This window comes from Elusimicrobiota bacterium (assembly GCA_041660925.1).
In the GTDB taxonomy this organism is placed as follows: domain Bacteria; phylum Elusimicrobiota; class Elusimicrobia; order UBA1565; family UBA1565; genus JBAZUV01.
On sequence record JBAZVI010000003.1, the window covers coordinates 250,726 to 269,529 of the forward strand.

The following is an 18,804-nucleotide window of genomic DNA, read 5'->3' on the forward strand; positions in this document are numbered from 1 at the left end:
ACTGTATAATCCCGGCGATGCGACCCCTCTCGCACTCCGCGGTGACGACCTATCTGGACTGTCCGCAGAGATGGAAGCTCAAGTACGTCGACAAGCTTCCCGAGAAGCCGCGCCACTTCTTCTCCTTCGGCAAGACCCTCCACTCGGCCCTCGAGTTCCTCTACGGCGTGCCCACCCCGCCGCCCCCCTCCCTCGCGGACCTGCTCGAGTACTACCGCAAGAACTGGCTCACCGAGGGCTACACGAGCCCCGACCAGGAGGCCAAGTACCGCGCCGAGGGGCGGAGCATCCTCGAGGCGTACTACGCGAAGAACGTGCCGGGCTTCCGCGTCCCCTTCTTCGTCGAGTACAAGTTCGAGACCCAGGTCGAGATCCCGGGGCAGAAGACCTTCGTCCTCCCGATCGGCGGGCGGCCGCAGGAAATCTCCCTGGAGCCCGAGTTCCTGACCCCGGTCCCCCTGCTCGGCTACGTGGACCGCATCGACAAGACCGAGGATGGACGCCTCGAGATCGTCGACTACAAGACCGGCAAGGCCTTCGACCTCGACCGCGTGCGCGAGGATCCGCAGCTCTCCCTCTATCAGATGGTCTGCGAGGAGAAGCTGGGGATGAAGGTCGCGGGCCTCACGCTCTACCACCTCCCCTCCCAGACCCCCTTCACCGTCGACCGCCGCGGCGAGGCGCTGGTCCGCGCCGTGCGCGAGCGCGTCGTCGGCGTCGGCGGTCTCGTGCGCCGCGGCCTCCAGAAGCTCGACGAGGCGTCGGACGTCCTTCCCGCCGAGTTCGAGCCCAAGCCCGAGGAGCGCAAGTGCTCCTGGTGCGACTTCAAGCCCTTCTGCCCCGCGTGGCGGCAGGCCTACGCGAAGCCCGTCCCGGCCGCCGACGAGGCGCCCGTGCTCAAGAGCGACCGGCAGATCGAGAAGCTCGTCGACCGCTACGGCCAGCTCCACGATCGGATGGCGGCCCTCGAAGAGGAGTCCGAGGCCCTCAAGAAGGACATCGTCGCCCAGCTCAAGAGCCACGGCTACGTCCGCGCCTTCGGGGTCGGCTACGAGGTCGCGATGCACAGCGAGGAGAAGTGGGAGATCCAGGACAAGGACAAGCAGAAGATCCGCGACGCGATCCAGCGCGCCGGCTTCTGGGACCGCATCATCGCCCCCTCCGCCCCGCTCGTCCAGAAGCTCATGAACGACCCTGCGCTCCCGCTCGACCTGCAGGAGCGGCTGCGCAAGCTCGCGAAGAAGGTCGAGCACCATACCCTGCGTCTCAAGAAGATCGCAGAAACGGAGTGACCCATGGATGAATTGAAGCTCGTGCGTCTCGACCGCCGTCACCTCGGGGAGTTCGAACGCCTGCTCTCCGGCCGCGAGTTCGGCGGCTGCTTCTGCTCGCACTGGCTCGTCCCCTTCACCGAATGGGACGCCCGCTATCGCGAGCGCAAGGCGGAGAGTTTCGAGGACGTCCGCCGGCGCGTCCAGGAGGGCGGCCACGTGGGCTACCTCGTGCTGCGCGAGAACGACGGGGCCGTCGTGGGCTGGACGGGCGCGGGCCCCAAGACCGCGTTCCCCGCGATGAAGGAGCGCCCCGGCAGCCGCCTGGGCCCCTGCGAGGACTCCATCTGGGCCGTGGGCTGCATGGCGATCGCCTTCGCCTACCGGGGACTGGGCTACGCGCCCGAGATCGTCCGCCTCGTCGTCGTAGAGGCGCGCAAGGCCGGCGCGAAGGCCGTCGAGGCCACCCCGCTCGAGGCCAACGAGGACGGCGGCGCGTTCCGCCTCGGCAAGGCGCTCTACGAGCGCCATGGCTTCGCGCAGACCGGGCGCGAGGAAGTCGACGGGCGCGCGGTGCTGCGCATGGAGAAGGTCCTTTCCTGAGAGGGACGCGATGAAGTCCCAGACCGAGTACCTCTGGTTCGAGACGAAGACGCGGCGCGAGCTCGTGAACATCACGGACACCATCGCCGGCATCGTCGCGAAGAGCGGCGTACGCGAGGGCTTCTGCCTCGTGAGCGCCATGCACATCACGGCCGGCGTGTGGGTCAACGACGAGGAGCCGGGCCTGAAGATGGACCTCATGGAGTGGCTCGACAAGCTCGCCCCTCACGCCGACTACGAGCACCACCGCACGGGCGAGGACAACGGCGACGCCCACCTCAAGCGCACGCTCCTCAACCACCAGACTCTCATCCCCGTCACCGCCGGCAAGCTCGACCTCGGCCCCTGGGAGCAGGTCTTCTACGCGGAGTTCGACGGCCGGCGCCGCAAGCGCGTGGTCGTCAAGGTCCTTGGCGAGTAAGCGGGAACCCCTCGCGGGATTCCCGGCTGTCGGCGGAACCCTTCGAACAGACCTCCGCGCTTGCGGCGACGGAAGCGCCCCGGCCTTCCACGCGCCGCTGCGCTTCGCGGCGCGCTGGCTCTTCACCGCCTACCACGACATCCGGGTCAAGGGCGCCGAGAACGTCCCCGCCGAGGGGCCGGTCATCATCGCCTCCAACCATCCCACCTACCTCGACGCGGCGTTCCTCATGGTCGGGCTCCGCCGTTCCGTGCGCTTCATGGCGTGGGAGAAGCACTACCGCGTGCCGCTGCTCGGGGCGCTCATGCGCGCCTACGGCGTCATCCCCGTCGACATCCGCAAGCCCGGCCGCGCCTCCTTCGAGGCGGCGGTCCGCGTCCTGCGCGGCGGCGAGGCCTTCGGCATCTTCCCCGAGGGCGGGCGCACGAAGAGTCTGGCGCCCATGAACCCCTTCAAGTCCGGCGTCGCGCGCCTGGCCCTCATCACCGGCGCGCCCATCGTCCCCGCCACGATCACCGGCGGCCTGCGCGTCTGGCGCCGCGGCGACTGGCTGCCCAAGCCCGGCCGCATCGAGGTCGTCTTCCATCCTCCTCTGCGCGTCCCCCCCGAGAGCCGCACGCTCTGGCGGCGCGATAAGACCCTCGAGCACGCGCTCATCGAGCGCATCATCGACACGATCCATCGAAGCCTCCTGCCCTACCTGCGCAAGGAGCGGCGCCTGCGCCGGCTCCTCGAGGGGCCGCCCCAGCCCCCCCACCTCTTCGTCGAGGGGCTCCCCTTCTTCTTCCTGGCCCTCGGCTTCTTCGAGCTGCCGCCCGCGCTGCGCGCCGAGCGCGCCGCCTCCGTGGCGTCCTGGCTCTCGGCCTACGGACTCGCGCTCGTCGCCGAGCTCGCGCTCGAGGCGCGCGGCGCCTGGGCGAAGGTCCTGCGTCAGACCCTCCCCTGGGTCCTGCTCGGCGGCCTGCTCTGGCAGGAGGGCCTTCGCGCCCACGCCTGGGCCGCGGCCGGGGCCGCGGCGGCGCTGCTCATCCTCTGGCTCCAGATCCTGCGCTTCTCCCTTTACCGGCGCCTGCGCACGCCGATGCTCGCCATCGGCTACAGTCTCTGGCTTTACATGCTCCTGAGGTGAACATGGACCACGTCCTCGCTCTCGATCAAGGTTCCTCCTCGACCCGCGTCGTCGCCTTCGACGAGAGCGGCTCGTCGACGGCCCTCTCCCAGCGTCCGCTGCGCACCCTCCGCCCGGCTCCCGGCTTCGTCGAGCACGACCCCGAGGAGCTCGCCCGCGGCGCCGAGGAGGCGCTCGACACGGTGCTCACGACCTTTCCGGCCGCCGCGGGCGTCGCCGCGCTCGGCCTCAGCGCCCAGCGCTCGACCGTCGTGTTCTGGGACGCGCGCACCGGGAAGGCGGCGGGCCGTGCCCCCTCTTGGCAGGACGGGCGGGCCGCCGACATGCTGGTTCCCCTGCAGGACCGCCAGCGCGAGACCCACGAGCGCACCGGCCTCTACCTGACCCCCTACTACTCGGCCTCGAAGATCCGCTGGATGCTCGACAACGACCCGGACGTCCGGCGCCTGGCCGAGGCGGGGACCCTCCGGATCGGCCCGGTCACGAGCTGGCTGCTCTGGCGCCTCTCGGGCGGGACGGTCTTCGCCGCCGACCCGACGACGGCGCAGCGCACCCTCCTCCTCGACCTGCGCACGATGGACTGGGACCCCGAGCTCCTGAAGCTCTTCGGCGTGCCCCGCGAGTTCCTCCCCGCCGTGCGTCCGACCACGGGCGAGCTCTGCGTCCTCGAGCGCGGCGGCCGCCGCATCCCCGTGCTCGCCGCCCTCGGCGACCAGCAGGCCGCCGCGGTCGGGCAGGGAGCCTCCGCGGAGGGCGCCGGCGTCCTCAACTACGGCACGGGCGCCTTCTTCCTGCTTCACACGGGCGCGAAGGCCCATCGCGTGCCGGGCATCCTGACCTCGGTCGCGCTCCAGAAGAAGAGCGGGGCCCCGCAGTTCTTCCTCGAAGGGACCGTCCATGCGGCCGGCACGGCCTATGAGTGGCTCAAGCGCAACTTCGGGCTCCTCTCCGACGTGCGCGAGGCCGACCGCCTCTGCCGCGAATCCACCGAGCGGATCTGGTCGCTGCAGGCCATCGGCGGGCTCGGCGCTCCGCGCTGGGACTACAAGACCCCGACGGTCCTGCTGGGCCTGAGCGCGCGCACGAAGCCCGCCGACGTCGTCCGCGGCGCCACCGAGGCCATCGCCTTCCTCATCGCCGACTGCGTCGCGGCGGTGCGGGCGGCCGGTCTGGAGCCGCGCACGCTCAACGCCTCCGGCGGCGTCGCGCGCAACGACTACCTCCTGCAGTTCCAGGCCGACATCCTTCAGAAGCCCGTCTCCCGCCTCAAGGAGGGCGAGGCGACCGCGCTCGGCGCCGCCTATCTCGCCGCCGAGGAGGCCGGCCTGCCGTGGGCGGGGAAGCTGCTCGAGTCGGGCGTGGACCGCGAGTTCAAGCCCCGCATGAGCGCCGACGACGCGAAGCGTCTTTCTCAGGCCTGGACGCTTTTCGTCGAGACCCAGCAGAAGCTCGGCGAGGACCTCCGCCGACTCGGCGTTCTCTCCTAGCACCCTACCCCCGAACTTCAAGCGCCGGTGGGAGGACCGATACGCGGCGCGAGCGGACTGCACGGGGATGCGCGCCGCGGCTGTCCATATCCACGGTCGAATAGATATCATCGGTAGAGATATGAAGACCATTTCCCGCGCGTGTCTCGTGGCCATTACCGGAACATCCCTTCTGCTGGCGGGGGCGCTCTCGGCCGCGGCCGAGCCCAAGTACGGTCCCGCCGGGGACCCGGTCGCGGCCCCGCTCTCCCGCGAGCACGCTTATCTCAGCTCGTCGAGCGGCGTCTCCTCGGACTACTGGCGGCTCAGCCCCTTCTATGTCCCGCAATACAACGAATACTCCTGCTCGGCGGCGGCGGCCGTCGCGGCCTTCAACGCGCTCCTGTCGCAGGGGCGAGAGCGCGGCGACTCCGACCGCAATCTGACGCAGGCGGCGCTCCTGGCCGACCCCGTCAACGCCGACTGGCGCGACCTGCTCTCTCCCGCGGGCCTCAAGGGCCGTCACGGGGTGACGCTCGAGCAGCTCGAGGCCTTCCTGAAGAGGAACCTCAAGCCGCGCGGCTGCCGCGGCTGCACGGTCGAGCGACGAGAGGTCTCCGAGACCGGCGAGGAGACCCGCGAGGCCTTCCGCAAGGCGCTCGCCGCCGGCGAGAACGACCCCCATGACGTGCTCCTCGTCCACTTCGTTCAGGACGAGCTGACGAAGGCCCCGGGCGGGCCCTTCGCGCACGTCTCTCCGGTCGGCGGCTACGACGCCGCCACGCGGCGAGTGCTCATCCTGGACGTCGACAGGGATTGGTATGAACCGTACTGGGTGCCGGAGAGGCGTCTGGTCGAGGCGATGGCCCGCCGCACGAGGGAATTCGGCTGCGGCGGCTGGATCCGGCTCCGCGCTCCCTGACGCCCGGTTTTCACCCGTAAAATGAAAACCGCCGGGGGAGACCCCGGCGGTTTTCGTCGGACCCTTCGGATCCGGGACTCGCCGCTCACTTCAGGACGTTCTCTCCGTAGCGCAGCTCGGTGCGGTAGGCGGCCGCTTTCGTGTCCTTGAGGCATCGGACCCAGATGTCCCAGGTGTCGCGGCTGCGATCCTCGGCCGCGAGCTTCGCGGCTTCCATCTGGTTCGCGGGCGGGGCCTGGAACTTCTTGCTGTTCTGGGCCAGCGCCATCATCCCCGCGATGTCGCCCTGCGCCTTCAATTCCTTCATCTTCCGCTTGAGCTCCTTCGCCTCGGCCTTGTCGTCGGCGGAGACCTTGTTGTGCCGCCCGGCCGCCTTCAGCTTGTCCTGGTCGGGGTGGGCTTCCTTTCCCGCGCGCTCGGCGATCTCTTTGTATTCGTTCCCGCGGTAATACGCGCTGTCGATGTCCCCGTACTCCTTGAGCATCTTCTGTAATTCGGCGTCCTTATGCCGGCCGGACTGGACCTGCGCGGACAATTCGCCGAACGCCGTGTGCAGGGGGCGCTTCTCGGTCCGGGCGGCCGCGCTCACTTCGAAGGCGGTCAGCTCCTTGCGGCCGATCTTCCGGGCGTAGACGACCTTGAAGCCGGTTTCGCCGCCCTTGCTGAAAGTCTCGATCCGGTCGCCGGGCTTCAGACGCGACTCGAAGTATCTCTTCACCGCGCCCAGGTCGTCCTTGCTCAGGCGGCGCTGTTCGTCGGAGTCTTTGGCGGCCACGCTGCCCGGGTAGAGCGGCATCGGGTGCGCGACGATGAATTCCACGTCGCCGTCCGCGAAAAGCTGCCCCGGCGGGAAGGCTTGGACCGTGAGGCACAGGAGCGCCGACAGGAACCAGGTGTTCTTCGTCATCGTGTCATCCTCGGGAGTGCGGCGAATTTCGCGGGTCAGTCCTCTTGTCCTGCGAGGAAGCGCTCGGCTTCGAGCGCGGCCATGCAGCCCGTCCCGGCGGCTACGACGGCCTGCCGGTAGCGGGGGTCCATGCAGTCTCCGGCGGCGAAGACGCCTTTCACGCTCGTGCGCGCGCGCGCGTCGGTCTTGATGTAGCCGCTCTCCTCGAGCTCGAGCTGGCCCTTGAAGATCCCGGTGTTGGGCTGATGCCCGATGGCCATGAAGACTCCCTGGCACGCGAGGTCCGTCGACTTCCCCGTCTTCACGTTCTTGAGGCGGATCCCCGTGACCTTCTCGGTCCCGAGGATGTCGTCGACGACGCTGTCCCAGGCGACCGCGCATTTGGGGTGCTCGAGCACGCGCTTCTGCATGATCTTCGAGGCGCGGAAGGCGTCGCGGCGGTGGACGAGGGTGACCTTCGAGGCGAAGTGGGTGAGGAAGTGGGCCTCCTCCATCGCGGTGTCTCCGCCGCCCACGACCGCGATCTCCTTGCCCTTGAAGAAGAAGCCGTCGCAGGTCGCGCAGGCGGAGACGCCCTTGCCGCGCAGGCGCGTCTCCGAGGGGATGCCCAGCCACTTGGCCTCGGCGCCCGTGCCGATGACGACGGTCTCGGCGAGGACGACGCGGCCCTCGGTGGATTCCAGCCGGAAGGGGCGCTTCGAGAAGTCGACCTTCGCGACGAGTTCCTGCACGATGGGGACGCCGAGGCGCTGGACCTGCTTCATCATCCGTTCCATGAGCTCGGGTCCGGCGACGGGTTCGGGGAAGCCCGGGAAGTTCTCGACGTCGGAGGTGATCATGAGCTGGCCGCCCATGCTCACGCCGCCGAAGATGAGGGGAGCGAGGTTGGCCCGGGCGGCGTAGATGGCGGCGGTGTAGCCGGCCGAGCCGGAGCCGATGACGACGACCTTGCGCGTTTCCGTGTTTTCCATGTGCCGATTATATAACTTCGCGCTGGAGGGACGGATATTGCGAATCAATCGAGGATTATGTTTGATATGTTTCAAGATGGAACGCTTCCCGCACGGCTTCCTCTGGGGCGCCTCGACCGCCGCCTATCAGGTCGAGGGCGACAACGAGCGCTCCGCCTTCACGGCCTGGGAGCGCTCAGAGGGCTGGGAGCCCTGCGGCCGCGCGGCGGACTCCTGGCGGCTCTGGCCCGAGGACCTGCGCTGCCTGCGCGCTCTCAACCTGGGCGCCTACCGCTTCTCCGTCGAATGGTCGCGCGTCATGCCCGCGCCCGGCGTCTTCGACGACGCGGTCCTCGCGCGCTACGCGAGGATGGCCGAGGACTGCGTCCGCGCCGGCGTGCGTCCCATCGTCTGCCTCCACCACTTCTCCGAGCCGGGCTGGCTCTTCAGAGAGGTCCCCGAAGGGTGGCGCTCTCCGCGGGTCCTCGAGCACTTCCTCCCCTTCGTCGAGCGCACGGTCCGGGCCCTCGGGCCTTCCGTCCGGGATTGGCTCACCTTCAACGAGCCGATGGTCGGTCTGCTGGCGGGCTACGCGATGGGCCGCTTCCCCCCAGGACGCCGCCGGTATCTCGGGCTCTCCTCGCTCTTCGAACGCGAGCTCCTCCCCAACGTCGCCCGAGCCCACCGCGAGGCGCGCGCGCTCATCGCCGGTCTCGCGCCGCTCGCGCGCGTCGGGCTGGCGCAGAACGTGGCCGACGTCGAGCCGGCGACGCCCTCGCCCGGCGACGTCGAGGCCGCGCGCGTCTTCGACCGCTTCATGCACACCGATCTGCTCGCGCGCGTGCGCGGCGAGCTCGACTTCATCGGCGTGAACTACTACACGCGCATCCTCGTCTCGAAGGCGCGCCTGCCGTTCTTCCCTTTGGGCGTCGTCCCGGGCTACGCGGAGCTCGAGTCGGCGCTGGGTCCCGGGCTCTTCCGCCTGCTCGGCGGACGGCGCGGCACCCGGCCTCGCACCGACATGGGCTGGGAGATCGCCCCGGAGGGTCTCGGGCGCGTCGTCTCCCGGCTCTGGCGGGAGTTCCGGCTCCCGCTCATCGTCACGGAGAACGGGGTCGCCGACGCCTCCGGCGTCGCGCGCAAGGACTACATCCACCGCCACCTCGAGTCCCTGCTCGGGGCCATCGGCGACGGCGCGAAGGTGGAGGGCTACCTCCACTGGTCCCTGATGGACAACTACGAGTGGGGCTCCTACGCGCCGAAGTTCGGCCTCTACCGCGTGGACCGCACGAACTTCGCCCGCACGCTCGCCCCGGGCGCCGAGTACTACGCCCGCGTCGCGCGCAGTAATTCCCTCTGAAGCCCTGAAAAGACGGCGCCCTCCTTCGTCCGGGAAGGAGGGCGCCCTCTTCCCCGATTATGGACGGTAGGAGGCGCAGCAGCTCGGCGTCTCCCAGAACTTGACGGAAGCGACGGGGAGGCCGCGGCTGCGGGCGTACTCGTGGATATGCTTGGCCAGCGCCTCGGCGGTGGGGTTCCCGGGGAACGCCACGACGGCCTGGTCGTGCTGCTTGAGCACGGGAAGGAGCGGGTCCTGGGCGCTGAGGATCATGCGGTGGTCGAGCTCCGCGTCGATCCAGAGCTTCAGCACGGCCTTGATGTCCTCGAAGTCCACCGCCATCCCGCGCGAGTCCAGCGAGGGCTTCTCGAGCGTCACCTCGACGACCGCGTTGTGCCCGTGCAGGTTCCGGCACTTGCCCTGGTAGTCGAGCAGGCGGTGGCCGTAGCAGAAGTGGATGAGCTTGGTGACGGCGAACATGGGTCTAGTCTATAAAATCAGCGGAGCTGCGGGAGGAGGACCTTCATCGCCTCTCTGCGGGCCTCGACGGCCGACAGGAACGAGGACTGGCTCCAGGAGAGGTCGCGGCTCGATGCGGCCTCCCCCGAGGTCTGATCGATCTGTTCGGCGAGCGCACCCGAGGGCGGGGTCACCCGTCGGACCGCGCGCAGAAGGTCGTCGCCGCGCAGGAGCAGCCCGGTCAGAAGCGCGCGGCGCTCGGCGGAGTGCGCGAGCACGTCGCGGCCCGCCGTGAGCGGCCGGACCCGGCCCGCGCGCCGCAGGGCCCGTTCCAGGAAAGGACGGCTCCGCTCCGTCGCGGAGTAGCCGTAGCGGTCGGCGAGGAGGCGCGCGAGGCGGTAGTGGAGCTCGGCGTAGCCGAGGGTGATGAAGACGAAGGCGTTGCCTCCGAAGTACTCGTCGCCCTGGTAGCGGCCCAGGGCGACGCCCTCGTCGGGGGCGCGGCGGGCGTTCATCGTGTAGATGGAAGCGAAGAGGTCCTCCGCGGCCGTCGCCGTCGCGAGGACGCGGTCGTCGAGGATCGAGTGGCGCCCCTCGGGCCGGCGCCCGTGCAGGGCGGCGAGGAGGACGGCCGAGTCGAGGTTCTCCCCCGGCTTCTCCCTCGTACGGCCGTCCCAGTAGACGCGCGGGCCGAGCGCGAAGCCGTAGTGGCCCTTCTCGGGGAGCCAGTGCTCGTCCAGGGAGTCCGTGATCATGGCGGCGGCGTCGGCGTAGGTCTTCGCGCGCTCGGGGTCTTTCGCGGCGAGGGCCCGTCGGGCTCCCTCGGCGAGCGCCGCGCCCTGCACCGAGCGGGCGTAGTAGTCGCGCCCCTTGTACTCCTCCCAGAGGTCGAAGCCGGGGTCGCGCCAGTGCTCCGCGATGAAGTCGAGGTCGGTGCGGATCGTCTCGCGCAGCGCCTCGGCGAGCTCCGGGGGCGGCGGCGCACGGCGCAGCCGCTCGTAGCGCATCAGCGCCAGCGCGCGCAGCGCCGGGCCGTCGTATTGCGGACGCGACCACTTCAGGAAGTCCGGCGTCCCGTCGGCGTTGCAGCGGACCTCCCCGAGCCCTTCCGGCGACGGCGCGAGCTGCAGCTCGCGGCTGAAGCGTACGAACTCGTCGATTCTCGTCGAGACGCCCGCGTCCTCCGGCTGCGCGCCGGCGGCCTGGAGCTCGGCGAGGCCGTACATGACGACCGCGGAGTCGCGGACCCAGTGGAAGAAGTAGTCCGGCTCGGGAGGGTTCCCCGCGGGAGCCGCCGCGACGGCGCCGGGCTTGGGCAGGATGCTCTGGCGCAGTCGTCCCCCCTCGAGCCGGATGCGCCCTTCCGGCGCGCGTGCGGCCGCCTTCACCCCGTCCCAGCGGTCCGGCGCGACGTGGACGGTGTCGAAGACCTTGTCGACGCGGCCCTTCGGCGAGACGTTGCGCAGCAGGCGCTCGAGCGAGAGCTCCCGCTGGGCCTCGATCCACGCCTCGAGCTTCTCGTCGGGGAAGGGCTTGAGCTTCGGCTGGAGCAGGGAGCAGCCCGAGAGCAGAAGGGGAGCGAGCAGGAGCGCGGGGAGCGCGGCCTTCATGCGGCGAGTCGTCCGCCGTCGACGGGGAGGGCCGTCCCCGTGACGAAGTCCGCCTCGAGGAGATAGAGCACGGCGCGCGCCACGTCGTCGGGGTCTCCCATGCGCTTGAGGAGCGTCGCCGCGAGCACCTTCTCGCGTCGACGGGGGCGCGAACCCGCGGGCATGAGCACGGGGCCCGGGAGCACCGCGTTGACCTGGACTTCCGGGGCCAGGGCCTTCGCGAGCGCCGCGTTCAGCGCGAGCAGCCCCGCCTTCGAGACGCAGTAGGGCATGAACCCGGCGTTGGGCCGCAGCCCGGAACCGTCGGCGATGTTCACGATCTTTCCCCCGCCGAGACGCTTCATGCGCGGCCCCAGCGCCTGTGCGAGGAGGAAGGGCGCGCGCAGGTTCACCGCCTGGTAGGCGTCCCATTCGGCCGGGCGGGTCTTCCCGAAGCGGCTCGGCGCGTAGATCGAGGCGCTGTTGACCAGGACGTCCACGCGTCCGAAGCGGCGCACCGCGGTCCGAGCCAGGCGCTCGCAGTCGGCGGGGCGGGCGAGGTCGGCGCGCAGGGCCTCGGCGTCGACTCCGAGGGCGCGGAGCTCGCGGGCGAGGGCCTCGGCATCGCGGCGCGAGGAGCGGTAATGGACGGCGACGTCGGCGCCGTGCTCGGCCAGGCGCAGGGCGATCCTGCGGCCGACGCGGCGGCCGGCGCCGGTCACGAGCGCGACGGCGCCCCTCAGCTCCACGGTCCGGCTCCGTAGACGTCGCAGAAGGCCGCGCGCACGGCCGCGCGGGCGGCCTCCATCGTCGCGTCCGGCCGCAGGGCGTGCAGGGAGGTCATCGTCTCCGGCTCGAGGCGGCAGGGGTGGACGGCCCGGAAGGGCGCCATCTCCGTGCGCACGTTGAGCGCGAAGCCGTGGTAGGCGACCCAGGCGCGCGCGCCGACGCCGATGGAGGCGATCTTCTTCTCGCCGACCCAGACGCCGGTGAAGCCGGGCAGGGCGCGGGCTTCGGCGCCCATGCGGGCGAGGGCCCGCACGAGGGTCTCCTCGAGCATGCGCAGGTGGCGGCCGATGGTGAGTCCGCGCTCCTTGAGGTGGACGACGGCGTAGCCGACGAGCTGTCCGGGGCCGTGGTAGGTGATGTCCCCGCCCCGCTGGACGTCGTGGAGCGGATGGGGCAGCTCGGGAGCGCTCTGTCCGCGGGCGGTCGTTCCCCGCGTGTAGACGGGAGGGTGCTCGAGCAGGAAGAGCGTGTCGGGCCGCTCCCCGGCGGCGCGTTCGCGCAGGGCGCTCTTCTGGAGCTCGAGCGCCGAGAGGTAGTCCACGGTCCCGAGCTCTCGGATCTCGAGGGCGCGGCGCAGCGCGGGGAGCGCGGAGGTCTTCATCGCCGGACGGGGAGCATGTGCACGGCGTGCCCGAGGGCGGCCTCGGCGGCCTCCCCGAGCGCTTCCGAGAGGGACGGGTGCGGGTGCACCGTGTTGGCCAGGTCCGCGACGGCGGCTTTCAGGCGCAGCGCGAGCGCCGCCTCGCCGATGAGGTCGCTCGCGTCGGGTCCGACGATGCCGACGCCGAGCAGGCGTCCGTCGGCGCGGTCGCCGAGCACCTTCACGAAGCCCTCGGCCTCGCGCATCGTCTGCGCCCGGCCGTTGGCGGAGAACGGGAAGCGGCCGATCAGGAGCTCGACGCCGCGCGCCTTCGCCGCGGCCTCGGTCTCTCCGACGTAAGCGACCTCGGGGTCGGTGTAGACCGCCCACGGGATGTGCCCCTTCGCCTCGACCTCCTTGCCCGCGAGGGCGTGCGCGGCGAGGATGCCCTCGCGCGACGCCTTGTGCGCGAGGTAGGGCGCGCCGATGACGTCCCCGGCCGCGTAGATGTGCTCCGCGCTCGTGCGCATGCGCTCGTCGACCTGGATGAAGCCCTTCGCGTCGGTCTTCACGCCGGCGTTCTCGAGGCCGATGCCGTCGCTGTTGGGGCGGCGGCCGACGCTGAGGAGGATCTTCTCGGCCGAGACGGTCTTCTCCCCCTCGGGGGTCTGCACCGTCAGCTCGAGGACGCCGTCCTTCTCGAGCCAGCTCAGGGCTTTGCTCTTCAGGTGGACCGCGCAGCCGAGCTTCTGGAGGGAGCGCGCGACGGGGGCGCTCAGGTCCGCCTCGATGCCCGGCAGGAGCCCGTCCATGAACTCGACGACCGTCACCTTCGTCCCGAGCTTCGCGAAGACCGTGCCGATCTCGAGCCCGATGACGCCGCCGCCGATGACCGCCAGGCTCGCCGGCGGAGCCTGCAGCGCCAGGGCTTCCGTGGAGCCGATCACGCAGGAGCCGTCGAAGTCGAAGCCGGGCAGGGAGAGCGGGCGCGAGCCGGTGAGGACGACGGCCTGCTCGAACTTCAGGTCCTCCTTCGCGGGGCCCCCGGTGACCTCGGCGGTGTGCGGACCGGTGAAGCGGGCGGTGCCCTCGACGAGCTCGACGCCGTTGGCCTTGAGCAGGGCCCCGATGCCGCGCGTGAGGCCTCCGACGACCGCGTTCTTCCAGGCCACGGTCTTTCCCCAGTCGACGGTGAGCTCCGAGGCGCCGATCCCGAGCGCGCCGCCGCGGCGCAGCTTGTGCACGAGGCCGGCGCCGTGGATGAGGGCCTTCGAGGGGATGCAGCCGACGTTGAGGCAGACGCCGCCGACCTTCTCTTTCTCGGCGAGGACCACCTTCTTCCCGAGCTGCGCGAGGCGGATGGCGCAGACGTAGCCGCCGGGGCCGGCTCCGATGACGAGGACCTGGGTCTCCTTCATGAGGATGCCTCCGAAGAGCGGGTTCCTGCGGCCTTCTCCATGAAGAGCTCGGCGGCGCGGTACGAGCTGCGCACGAACGGGGCCGAGGCGACGTGGAGGAAGCCCATCGCGCGGGCGCGCGCGCCGAGCTCCTCGAAGCGCGCGGGCGGGACGAACTCGACGACGGGAAGGTGGCGCGGCTCGCGCGTCGGGCGCAGGTACTGCCCGAGGGTGAGGACCCGGACCCCGGCCGCAAGGAGGTCCGCGAAGGCCTGCAGAAGCTCCTCCTCGGTCTCGCCGAGACCGAGCATGAGGGAGGACTTCGTCCAGACCCCCGGCCGCAGTCGCCGGGCGGCGCGCAGGACGGCGAGGGAGAGCGCGTAGCCCGCGCGCCGGTCGCGCACCGACGGGGTCAGGCGCTCCACGGTCTCGAGGTTGTGGGAGAGCACGTCCGGCCCCTCGGCGAGGACGCGGGCGAGGAGCGCTTCGTCGCCGCGGAAGTCCTGGGCGAGGAACTCGAGGCGCGTGTCCGGGCAGCGCGTGCGCACGGCGCGCAGGCAGGCCGCGGCGTGCGCGGCGCCCTGGTCGGGGAGGTCGTCGCGGCAGACGGTGGTGACCACCGCGTAGCGCAGACCCAGGGCGGCGACGCTCTCCGCGAGACCGCGCGGTTCCTCGGGGTCGGGCGGCGCGGGGCGGGCGGCCGCGGCCACCGAGCAGAAGCGGCAGGTGCGGGTGCAGGAGTCGCCGAGGATCATGAAGGTCGCGGTCCCGGAGGACCAGCACTCGCCGGCGTTCGGGCAGCGGGCCTCGGAGCAGACGGTGTGCAGGCCCCGGGCGGACGAGAGTCCCTTCACCGTGCGGAACGCGTCTCCGGAGCCGAGTCGCACCCGCATCCAGGGCGGTAATTTCGCCAGCGGGACCTGCGCCGGTGCCGGGCTCAACGCGCCTCCGTCTCCGGAGGGGTCGCCGTGCCGGGCTCGGGGACGCGGATCTTCTTGCGCCGCGGCCCCTGCTGCTGAGGCGCGCTCCCCTGGAGGTTGCCGAGCATCTGCATCGCCTGCTGCATCATGCGCTGGCGGTCGGCGGGGGTCAAGTTCGGGTCGCGCATGCCCGTGCGCATCTGGTCCATGAGCTGGGTGACCTGCTTGAGCTGCTCCGCCTGCTCGGGAGGCACGTTCTTCATCATGGCGGGGTCATGGAGCTTCTGGCTGACGTTGTCGAGCATGTTGAGCCCCGTCTCGCGCATCTGCTGGACGTCCTGCGCCGTGAGCTGTCGGCCCGGCTGCACCAGCGGCAGGCCGGAGTTCTGTCCTTCGCTCATGCCCTGGACCATGTCGACGCTCGAGCTCCCGGTGAGCGGGGTCAGCGGCGAGTCGGGGGTCGCCGCGCCGACGAGGTCGGGGACCGGCTGCACCGGAGTGCCCGTCGCGCCGGGCTCCCCGCCCGCGGGGCCTGCGGCCTGCTGCAGGGCGCTCATCCCGGAGGCGAGACCGGAGGCCGTCGAGTAGAGGTTGGCCGCCAGCTCGGCCTGGCGCTGCGCCCGCTCGAAGGCGGGGCGCATGAGGATCTGTCCCGCGAGGAGCACCACGGTCAGGGCCCCGACGACGATGGTCGACTGGACGCCGGGGGCCTCGTGGAGCTCGCTGAGTCCCCGGGCGAAGAGGAAGGCGCCGAGCAGGGTGGGCACCAGCGAGAGGTAGGGGACGGGGACCCAAAGGGCCGCGGAGGCGACCGCGAGCAGCGGGGAGAGGAGCGCGAGGAGCTGGTAGCTCCGCTCGTAACCGCCCTTCCCGCCCGAGAGGGCCGAGAGCGCGAGGATGACGCCGGCTCCGGCGAAGCCGAGGACGAGGGCGAGCAGGAGTCCTCCGAGCAGGGCCAGAGAGGCGGGGAGCGGACCGATCGCCGCCGTCGCGGGCAGGGTCATGAGGGCCATGAGCAGCTGCACGAGGAGGGCGGCCGCGGCCCAGACCAGGACGACGCCCGTCATCGCGCCGAAGCCGGGCGGGGGCGCGAAGCGGTGCGCCTCGAAGACGGCGCCCGGCGCGAAGAGCACGCGCAGGGAGTCCTCGAGCAGGGCGAGGAGTCCGGGGGCTTCGACGGGGGCGGCTTCTTCTTCGCTCATCTCATCCTCCGGCGCGGCGGGAGGCCCAGGTCGAGTCTCCGGTGCGGACGTTCGGCAGGGCGGGTCGGACGGGGAAAAGGACGCGCACGAGGGTCTTCCCCCCCGCGCTCTCGAGGGCGAGGGTCCCGCCGGTGCCCTCGACCATGCGCCGGGCCATCGAGAGGCCCAGACCGAGACCCCCGCGGTCGGACTTCGAGGTCGAGAGCGGCTCGAAGACCCGGGCGATGCGGTCGGGGGCGACCCCGCCGGCGTCGTCCTCGATGACGACCTCGGCGCAGGGCTCTCCGGGCTTGAGCTCCACGCGGACCGTCCCCGCGCCGTCGGCCGGGAAGGCCTCGAAGGCGTTGTCGAGCACGCTGGCGAGAACGCAGAAGGCGAGACGGCGGTTGCCCTGCAGGGCCAGGGAGGAGGATGCGAGCTTCAGGCGCACCCGCGGCCGGGGGACCGAGGCGCGCGCCGACTCCGCGGCCTCGGCGAGGACGGTGCCGAGGTCGAAGTCGACGGCCATCGGCGCCGTGCGCCGCGTCGTCGTCTGCACGGCGTCCACGGTCCGGACGATCTTGGCGTTGAGCTCCGCGACCATGCGCCGCAGCTTCTGGGCGATGTCCTTGCCCGCTTGGTCGTGCGCGGAGAGGGCGATGTGCTCGGCGACGGTGGTGATGGAGGTGAGGTAGTCGCGCAGCTGGAAGAAGAGGTGCGTGACGTACTCCGTCACCTGGAGCTGGCGCTGCAGGGACACGGATTCGCGGACGGTCCGCGCGCGGCGGGCGAGGAGGAGCGCGGAGACGACCGCGCAGGCGGCGGGCGCGAGCGCGAGGGCGCTCAGGCGCACGATGAACAGCGGGTCGGTCCAGGCCAGGCCTGCGCGCAGGAGCAGGAAGGCCGTGCAGGCGGCGGCGGCGGCCCAGACCAGGACGGCCAGGAGCCCGGGCAGCAGGAGCGCCGCGAGGGTCAGGGGCACGAAGAAGCCGGGGAGGAGGTCGGCGGAGGCCGGCTGCGCGTACAGGCTCGCGATCCCGACGGCGAGCGCGTCGAGCGACAGGAGCGCCGCGATCGCCGCCGGCGGCGGCTCGCGCAGGAGGAAGGCCGCGACGGCCGAGACCCAGACCGCGGCGGAGAGGATCGCGAGCGGGAACTCCGTCGAGATGAGCAGGCCGCCCTTCTTCAGGAGGAAGATCCAGGCGATGACGGCGAGGAGGTTCGCGGCGCGCAGGATCGTCGCGGCGCGGAAGAGGCTCATCGGGCCGTCTTCCTCCGGCGCGCGCAGAGGGCCCGGCGCAGCAGCGAGCGCACGCTCGCGAGCGGCAGGCCGACGACGTTGTCGAACGGGCCCACGATGCGCTCGATGAAGGGGTCCCCGTGGTCCTGCACGGCATAGGCGCCGGCCTTGTCCATGTGGCGGCCCACGAAGCGCTCGAGCTCCTCGGCCGTTAGGCGGCGGGCCTTGACCCGGGTCACGGCCGCCTCGCGCCACCAGCGGCCCGACTCGGAGTCGACGAGCGCGACCCCGGTGTAGACGCGGTGCCAGCGGCCGTTGAGCGAGCGGAGGATGCGGCGGCCGTCCTCGCGGTCGATCGGCTTGTTGAGGACCTCTCCGCGGCAGACGACGATGGTGTCCGCCCCGAGGACGAGCGCGCGCTTTCGCCGCCCGGCCACGGCCCGCGCCTTGCGCAGGGCGAGCTCGAGCACGAGCCGGCGCGGCGTGCAGGGAGCGACCTCCTCGCTGACGTGCGAGGGGGCGATGCGGAAAGGGAGCTTGAGGGCGCGCAGGAGCTCGCGCCGGCGCGGGGACGCCGAGGCCAGGACCAGCGTGCGCGCAAGGGCGCTCATCGGGGCCTCGCGTCCGCGGCGGCGTCGAGCCAGGAGAGATAGGAGGGACTTCCCCCCGCCACGGGCAGCGCGAGGACCTCGGGCACGGAACAGGGGTGAAGCGCCTTCACGCGGCGCTGGAGGCGCGGGAGCAGGGCCGCGCGGGTCTTGGCGAGGAGCAGGACTTCGGAGGCCTCCTCGACCTTCCCCTTCCAGCGGTAGACGGAGCGCAGGCTTCCGACGAGGTTCACGCACGCCGCCAGGCGCTCGGCGACCAGGGCGCGGGCCAGGCGCAGGCCGGTCCGGCGGTCGGGGGCGGTGACGAGGACCACGCAGCGTTTCGGCATCGGCGCATGATACCAATTCCTGCGTGGTCGGGAATCCCCGTTGGGGATTCCCGATGAACTTGGTAACATTACGCGCGTAATGGGAGAGGAGCTCGAGTCCCTGCGGAAGGAAGACCTGGTGTCGGCGTTGAACTCCACCCAGCAGCGGGTGCGAGAGCTCGAAGACGCGCTCGGCCGCTTCAAGGACGAGGTGCGCTGGCTCGAGGACTGCCTGAAGAAGCGCACGCGCGAGCTCAACGAGCGGGTCAAAGAGCTCGACTGCCTCTTCGGCGTAGCCCGGCTCGTCGAGAAGCCCGGTGCGACGCTCGACGAGATCCTCTCCGAGGTCGTCGCGATGCTCCCCCGCGCCTGGCAGTACCCCGACGCCGCCTGCGCGCGCGTACGCCTGCGGGGGCGCGAGCACCGCTCTCCCGGCTTCCAGAAGACTTCCTGGGTGCAGACCTCCGAGTTCCGCGTCCAGGGCCGAGCCGTCTGCGCGGTCGACGTGTTCTATACCCGCGTCCTGCCGAAGGCGGACGAAGGTCCGTTCCTGCTGGAGGAGCGCAAGCTCCTCGACGAGGTCGCGCGCCGCGTCGGAGAGATCGTCGCGATCAAGGACGCCGAGGACGACATCTCCGGCTTCCTGCGCCAGGTCTCCCGCCTGCGCTCTCCGAAGCCCCCCCCTTCCGGCTCATGACCCCCGAGGGGGCGCTCGCCGCCTGGGG

At 71.3% G+C, this 18,804-nt stretch carries 20 protein-coding genes; 8 read left to right on the top strand and 12 right to left on the bottom strand.

Going from position 1 to position 18,804, the window contains the following annotated elements:
• Positions 1-17 precede the first annotated feature (17 nt).
• From WC969_06215 to WC969_06240, 6 genes are all read left to right on the top strand, one after another.
• Positions 18-1,292, top strand: coding sequence for a PD-(D/E)XK nuclease family protein (locus tag WC969_06215; GenBank protein ID MFA6029426.1), 1,275 nt, complete (start codon positions 18-20; stop codon positions 1,290-1,292).
• A gap of 3 nt (positions 1,293-1,295) precedes the next feature.
• Positions 1,296-1,874, top strand: a complete 579-nt coding sequence (locus tag WC969_06220; protein MFA6029427.1) for a GNAT family N-acetyltransferase — start codon at positions 1,296-1,298, stop codon at positions 1,872-1,874.
• 10 nt (positions 1,875-1,884) lie between these two features.
• Positions 1,885-2,295, top strand: coding sequence for a secondary thiamine-phosphate synthase enzyme YjbQ (locus tag WC969_06225; protein MFA6029428.1), 411 nt, complete (start codon positions 1,885-1,887; stop codon positions 2,293-2,295).
• The gene (locus WC969_06230) at positions 2,285-3,424 is read left to right on the top strand and encodes a lysophospholipid acyltransferase family protein (GenBank protein MFA6029429.1); all 1,140 of its coding nucleotides are present in this window, start codon (positions 2,285-2,287) and stop codon (positions 3,422-3,424) included. Before WC969_06225 ends, WC969_06230 begins: the two co-directional genes overlap by 11 nt.
• Positions 3,425-3,426: 2 nt before the next feature.
• Complete coding sequence (locus tag WC969_06235) at positions 3,427-4,911, top strand: FGGY family carbohydrate kinase (GenBank protein ID MFA6029430.1); 1,485 nt, start codon at positions 3,427-3,429, stop codon at positions 4,909-4,911.
• Between the two features lie 121 nt (positions 4,912-5,032).
• Positions 5,033-5,812: a phytochelatin synthase family protein gene (locus WC969_06240; protein ID MFA6029431.1), complete on the top strand. Its 780-nt coding sequence runs from the start codon at positions 5,033-5,035 to the stop codon at positions 5,810-5,812.
• 85 nt (positions 5,813-5,897) lie between these two features.
• Here the strand turns inward: WC969_06240 and WC969_06245 are convergent, their stop codons facing one another.
• Positions 5,898-6,719, bottom strand: coding sequence for a hypothetical protein (locus WC969_06245; protein MFA6029432.1), 822 nt, complete (start codon positions 6,717-6,719; stop codon positions 5,898-5,900).
• Positions 6,720-6,754: 35 nt separating this feature from the next.
• Positions 6,755-7,690: a thioredoxin-disulfide reductase gene (gene trxB, locus WC969_06250; GenBank protein ID MFA6029433.1), complete on the bottom strand. Its 936-nt coding sequence runs from the start codon at positions 7,688-7,690 to the stop codon at positions 6,755-6,757.
• Positions 7,691-7,766: 76 nt separating this feature from the next.
• Here trxB and WC969_06255 point away from each other — a divergent pair, with 76 nt between their 5' ends.
• Positions 7,767-9,029, top strand: a complete 1,263-nt coding sequence (locus WC969_06255; GenBank protein MFA6029434.1) for a family 1 glycosylhydrolase — start codon at positions 7,767-7,769, stop codon at positions 9,027-9,029.
• A 57-nt stretch (positions 9,030-9,086) separates the two neighbouring features.
• Here the strand turns inward: WC969_06255 and WC969_06260 are convergent, their stop codons facing one another.
• The 10 genes from WC969_06260 to cutA are packed head-to-tail and all read right to left on the bottom strand — an operon-like array spanning position 9,087 to position 18,100.
• Complete coding sequence (locus WC969_06260; protein ID MFA6029435.1) at positions 9,087-9,488, bottom strand: 6-carboxytetrahydropterin synthase; 402 nt, start codon at positions 9,486-9,488, stop codon at positions 9,087-9,089.
• 17 nt (positions 9,489-9,505) lie between these two features.
• On the bottom strand, positions 9,506-11,077 hold the full coding sequence (locus tag WC969_06265; protein ID MFA6029436.1) for a glycoside hydrolase family 15 protein: 1,572 nt from the start codon (positions 11,075-11,077) through the stop codon (positions 9,506-9,508).
• The gene (locus tag WC969_06270) at positions 11,074-11,805 is read right to left on the bottom strand and encodes an SDR family oxidoreductase (protein ID MFA6029437.1); all 732 of its coding nucleotides are present in this window, start codon (positions 11,803-11,805) and stop codon (positions 11,074-11,076) included. Before WC969_06270 ends, WC969_06265 begins: the two co-directional genes overlap by 4 nt.
• Positions 11,796-12,446 carry a lipoyl(octanoyl) transferase LipB gene (lipB, locus tag WC969_06275; GenBank protein ID MFA6029438.1) on the bottom strand — a complete coding sequence of 217 codons (651 nt, stop codon included), beginning with the start codon at positions 12,444-12,446 and terminating at the stop codon, positions 11,796-11,798. The genes WC969_06270 and lipB overlap by 10 nt, the downstream gene beginning before the upstream one ends.
• Positions 12,443-13,843, bottom strand: coding sequence for a dihydrolipoyl dehydrogenase (gene lpdA / locus WC969_06280; protein ID MFA6029439.1), 1,401 nt, complete (start codon positions 13,841-13,843; stop codon positions 12,443-12,445). The genes lipB and lpdA overlap by 4 nt, the downstream gene beginning before the upstream one ends.
• Positions 13,840-14,763, bottom strand: a complete 924-nt coding sequence (gene lipA / locus WC969_06285) for a lipoyl synthase (GenBank protein MFA6029440.1) — start codon at positions 14,761-14,763, stop codon at positions 13,840-13,842. The genes lpdA and lipA overlap by 4 nt, the downstream gene beginning before the upstream one ends.
• Positions 14,760-15,944, bottom strand: coding sequence for a Yip1 family protein (locus WC969_06290; GenBank protein MFA6029441.1), 1,185 nt, complete (start codon positions 15,942-15,944; stop codon positions 14,760-14,762). Before WC969_06290 ends, lipA begins: the two co-directional genes overlap by 4 nt.
• A 1-nt stretch (position 15,945) precedes the next feature.
• Positions 15,946-17,184, bottom strand: coding sequence for a HAMP domain-containing sensor histidine kinase (locus tag WC969_06295; GenBank protein MFA6029442.1), 1,239 nt, complete (start codon positions 17,182-17,184; stop codon positions 15,946-15,948).
• A complete protein-coding gene (locus WC969_06300; protein ID MFA6029443.1) occupies positions 17,181-17,774 on the bottom strand; it encodes a nucleoside triphosphate pyrophosphatase in 594 nt (197 codons plus the stop codon). The genes WC969_06295 and WC969_06300 overlap by 4 nt, the downstream gene beginning before the upstream one ends.
• The gene (gene cutA, locus WC969_06305) at positions 17,771-18,100 is read right to left on the bottom strand and encodes a divalent-cation tolerance protein CutA (GenBank protein ID MFA6029444.1); all 330 of its coding nucleotides are present in this window, start codon (positions 18,098-18,100) and stop codon (positions 17,771-17,773) included. Before cutA ends, WC969_06300 begins: the two co-directional genes overlap by 4 nt.
• 79 nt (positions 18,101-18,179) lie before the next feature.
• Here cutA and WC969_06310 point away from each other — a divergent pair, with 79 nt between their 5' ends.
• Positions 18,180-18,776, top strand: coding sequence for a hypothetical protein (locus WC969_06310; GenBank protein ID MFA6029445.1), 597 nt, complete (start codon positions 18,180-18,182; stop codon positions 18,774-18,776).
• The last annotated feature ends 28 nt before the right edge of the window (positions 18,777-18,804 follow it).